4 protein-coding genes are annotated in these 4,829 nt (G+C 43.5%); all 4 read right to left on the bottom strand.

All coding sequences use genetic code 11. The features are described 5' to 3' along the window. Window positions 1-138 precede the first annotated feature (138 nt). The gene (locus A6K76_RS16265) at window positions 139-726 is read right to left on the bottom strand and encodes a YtxH domain-containing protein (protein ID WP_066466629.1); all 588 of its coding nucleotides are present in this window, start codon (window positions 724-726) and stop codon (window positions 139-141) included. A 36-nt stretch (window positions 727-762) separates the two neighbouring features. Next, window positions 763-1,236: a DUF948 domain-containing protein gene (locus A6K76_RS16260; protein ID WP_066466628.1), complete on the bottom strand. Its 474-nt coding sequence runs from the start codon at window positions 1,234-1,236 to the stop codon at window positions 763-765. A gap of 124 nt (window positions 1,237-1,360) precedes the next feature. After that, window positions 1,361-2,668, bottom strand: a complete 1,308-nt coding sequence (gene murC / locus A6K76_RS16255) for a UDP-N-acetylmuramate--L-alanine ligase (RefSeq protein WP_066466627.1) — start codon at window positions 2,666-2,668, stop codon at window positions 1,361-1,363. A 177-nt stretch (window positions 2,669-2,845) separates the two neighbouring features. Next, complete coding sequence (locus A6K76_RS16250) at window positions 2,846-4,546, bottom strand: DNA translocase FtsK (RefSeq protein WP_066466626.1); 1,701 nt, start codon at window positions 4,544-4,546, stop codon at window positions 2,846-2,848. Window positions 4,547-4,829: the final 283 nt, after the last annotated feature.

Genomic DNA, 4,829 nt, shown 5'->3' with positions numbered 1-4,829 from the left:
CGTAAGCCGCGACGTAGGAGCGGTGCGGAGGCTTGAGCCGAGCCTCGTTCGCATTCTAAATTTCAATCATCTTGTATATATGTACAATCAAAAAGGTGCACGACTCGTCAAACATGACTTGTCGTACACCTTTTTTACTTACTTATATTTCTCTTTTGATTGCTCTACTTGCTTAAGTGCTTCTTCGACATCGACGTTTAATGCATCCGCAATTTCCTCTGTCGTCGTACCTGTTTCACCGCGTGGGTCTAAGCCCGATTCAAGCGCTGCTGCTTTTTCCTCAGCTGTTAACGGCTCCTCTTCTGTTGAAGCAGTACCGTCATCTGTCGGTGGCTGCGGCGTCTTCGTTGGCACGGCAGCTTTTACTTTTTCAACGAGCGGCGTTACTTTATCCGTTAACGGCTGCGCTTTTGCAGCTAGCTCTTTCGTTTTATCAACAGCTGTTGATGAAAGCTCAGCTGTTTTTTCTTTCGCTTGTGCAGATAATTCTGCTGTCTTTTCCTTCGCCTGCGCAGATAGCTCGGCGCTTTTATGACGAAGCTGCACTGCTTGCGTCGATACGTCATGGCGTAAATCGCGCCCTGCTTTCGGTGCAAGTAACAATGCTGCAGCTGCTCCGATGATCGCTCCGGCAATGGCGCCGAACACGAAATCTTTTGAGCTTGCCTCATTTGCATAAACTGGGTCTACTGTGTACTCATTTGGATTATTTGAATGTTTTGTCATGAACAAAGTCCCCCTTAAGCATAGTTGTGTAGAACATTATTTATTTGGTGTGTGTACTGGGTTTGCTGATGTTGTGAATTGTACATCTTGCCCGTCGATTACTTTGCGCTTTTTCCATTTGTCGGCTAAGCCCATCGCAACGCTACCCCATTGTACAACTTGCGCTACTTTTTCATCGTTTTTATTTACTTCTGATGAGATTGATGCTGTTACGCGAGAAATTGATTGGTTTAAACCTGTTACCGATTCACCAATGCCTTTCACAGCTGAAACGACCGTGTTCATTTCTGAAACTTTATGCTGAACGTCTGCTGCTAAATCGTTTGTTTTTGCAAGTAACGTCGTCGTCTCACGCGTAATGCCTTCCATTTGGCTTTCAATGCCTGCAACTGTGCCAGCCATGTTGTCTAACGTTTTCTTTACCGAGAATAAAGTTGCCGCTAGCCCGATGCAAAGTACTAAAAATCCGATTGCCGCCACAAGTGCCGCAACATATAAAATCCATTCCATACGAGTAACCTCCTAATTCATGTCTATTTTTTATTTTTTCCACATATCATCCAAAATTTCCTGCAACATTTGAAAAATAACAGCTTATTCATTGCTGACTAAGCTGTTATTTGTTTCGTTTACATTAAACGTTCGTATTTTGCAGTAAAGCTTCAAATGCTTGCTGATATTTCGTCACATCACCAGCACCCATAAATAAGTATACAGCGCCTGCGTGTTGCTGTAATACTTTTACGTCCTCTGTTAAATGTGTCGCATCGTTACAGCACGCGATTAAATCATGAATCGTTAAGCCGCCCTGCTTTTCACGTGCTGAGCCAAAAATATCACATAAGTACACTTTGTCTGCGCCGTTTAATGCATCGGCAAAGTCTTGTAAAAACGCTTCTGTACGCGAGAATGTGTGCGGCTGGAATACCGCAATCAGCTCACGTTCAGGGAATTTTTGACGAGCCGATTGAATCGTTGCACGAATTTCTGTTGGATGATGTGCGTAATCATCAATCAGTGTATTATTCCCAATGTCTGTTTGCGTAAAACGTCTTTTTACACCTTTGTACGTATTTAACTGCTGCTGAACGATATCAGCTGGAATTCCTTCATAATGACATAAAGAAATAACCGCTAGCGTATTTAACACCGTGTGATCTCCAAATAGCGGGATGTGGAAACGATGGTAAAACTCATTGCGCACGACGACATCAAATGACGTACCTGACGTCGTTTTCTCAATGTTTGTTGCTTGGAAATCATTTTGTTCACCGAAGCCATAATAAACAACGGGTACGTTCGCTTGAATACGCTGTAAATACTTATCGTCGCCACATGCGATAATGCCTTTTTTCACTTGGCGTGCAAGCTCTTGGAATGCGCTATACACATCCTCAATATCCGAAAAGTAATCTGGGTGATCAAAGTCGATGTTCGTCATCACCGCGTAATCTGGCTTGTACGCAAGGAAGTGACGGCGATATTCACACGCCTCTAATACGAAGAACGACGCACCTTCTTGACCTGAACCTGTACCGTCACCGATTAAATACGACGTTGGCTCATAGCCGCGTACAACGTGACTCATTAAGCCTGTCGTTGACGTTTTACCGTGCGCACCAGTAATGGCGATCGACGTGTAGTTGCTTAAATAATCGCCTAAAAATTTATGATAGCGAATTACTTCAACGCCGAGCTCTTTTGCACGTACAATTTCCTCATGCTCATCAGGGAACGCGTTACCAGCGATGATCGTCATGCCTTCACGAATGTTGTCTGCGTTAAACGGTAGTACCGTCATGCCACGGTCAATTAATGGTTGCTCTGTAAAAAAATATTGTTCAATGTCAGAGCCTTGTACATCAAAGCCTGAATCGAATAAAACTTGGGCAAGTGAACTCATCCCTGAGCCTTTAATGCCTGTAAAATGAAATAATGTCATAACGCTAAACCCTCCGTGGGAATAAATCCCTTCTATATACGTCACAGCTATGCTGATTTTCAGTATTTTCGATTAACCATTATACCACTAATTCGAAAAAGCGCGAGCCGTTCATACAATTAATGCGTCGTCTTTACTTTTTGAGCGGTATACAGCTTTTTATAGAAAATGTCGTGCTCACGAAAATTTACGATTGAGCTCGTCCTCTGTAATGAGCACGTCGCGTCGGTTCCCTTTTTTCGGCTCAGAAATATAGCCATGCGCTTCTAACTTCTCTATTAGCGGCGCGGCTTCGCTCGAGTTTAAGTGGAATTGACGCTTAATCGCTGTAATCGACGCTGATTGACGCTCATATACGAATCGACAAACAGCTTCAAATAAATCATCTACGCTTTTTGTAACAGCTGCTTCGTTCGTCGCTTCGTGCTGTTCACTTAATGTTGATTCGGATGCATCGTTCGTTAACACCGGCTCATCTAAACGTTCTTCTTCAATGATTTCACCTTCAAACGACGTTGTTGCATGTTCTACATCTGTAGCAGACGCTTGCTGCTGCACCGCTTCGGCTTCTTCCGGCTGTTTTTGCACCTCATCTGTATGCTGTTCTATGACCGGCTCCTGTTGCGGCTGTACATCGTCTTTTGATTCCACAGTTTCTTCCAACTTCGCTTCGTCTTTTGATTCCACAGTTTCTTCCAACTTCGCTTCGTCTTTTGATTCCGCTGCTTCTTCCAACTTCGCTTCGTCTTTTGATTCCACAGTTTCTTCCAACTTCGCTTCGTCTTTTGATTCCGCTGCTTCTTCCAACTTCGCTTCGTCTTTTGATTCCACTGCTTCTTCCAACTTCGCTTCGTCTTTTGATTCCGCTACTTCTTCCAACTTCGCTTCGTCTTTTGATTCCGCTGCTTCTTCCAACTTCGCTTCGTCTTTTGATTCCGCTGCTTCTTCCAACTTCGCTTCGTCTTTTTGTTTCGGTGCTATGTTATGTAAAGATGGCATGCGAATAATGTCTTGCTCCAGTACGTCTGGATGCATCATCAATTCTGGTGATGCTGGCTCTACATAATCGTTTGCTTCAACGGTTTCAGGCTGCTCCTTCGCTAAACGTGCTTCACGTACGTGCGGTAATTCTTCATATGCATATTCAACCGTTTGTAAAATACTTTTGTTCGTCAATACTTTTTGGCGCTTCGACGTTTGAAGTGTTTCTTCTACAGATGGCTCAACTGGCTCCTGCTGCTTATGCTTACTTAACAGCTCGTTCATCGTGCTTAACTCTTTTGCTGCTGGTTTTTGCACAGCTGCTGTTCGCTCACCGTAACCGAAAATCGGTGATGGCACGACAGATGGTACGAAGCGGCGATGCTCAAACGATGGGTCTTCCTTTATTGCTCGCAGCGCTGACACCGGCTCTTTTTTCTTTTTGCCAATCGGCGCAATCGCACGTGGCGGCTTTTGCTTTTTGCGATGAATGCCTAGTTTTCGATCCTGTAATACGCCGCGAAGCCCTGGTGAATCTGGTTCTGGCTCTAATACGATGTTCAATAAATCCACTTCTGCCGCTTTTTGCTTTTGTTGCTGAACGCGCTCTTCACGTCGCTCTGGTATCGGTGGTGGCGGTACCGTAAATTCCTCGTTATCTGGAATTAAAGGGAAACGGAATGCACCTGTTGTTTCCGCCTGTTGCTGCGCCTTTTCTACGATGTCTTGTAATGGATCAGACATTGTAAATCGTTGTTGTAAATTCGGTGGTGGTAAAATCGCTTCTTCTTGCGGCTTTTTTACCACAGCTTCTTGTTCAACATTTTTAGGCTGCTCAGAATTATCGAGTAATTCTTTATGCGTAAACAATTGATTAATCTTTTTCAACCATTTCATATGCAGTCACTCATTTCTATCAGCTTACAATATTAGCAACGTCTCATGCGATTCGTTTGCCGCTTTTAGCATAACATAAACTAGGAAACGTTTTCATAAAACACTATAAAAAAGTGTCAAAAAATGACGTGTACGCTCGCGGCGAAATCGCATAGGAAGCTACACTATAAAATATACAACAAGTTCCTTCTCCTTACTACTAACAAAACGACAGAAAAAAAACCATCCGAAGCACTTAGCTAAAATGTACCCTATACGATAGACACTTTGAAAAAAGACTATC

It is taken from the genome of Caryophanon latum, assembly GCF_001700325.1.
Taxonomy (GTDB): Bacteria; Bacillota; Bacilli; order Bacillales_A; family Planococcaceae; genus Caryophanon; species Caryophanon latum.
Note: the sequence above shows the minus strand (reverse complement) of the source record. Positions and strands in the feature narration are given on the sequence as shown.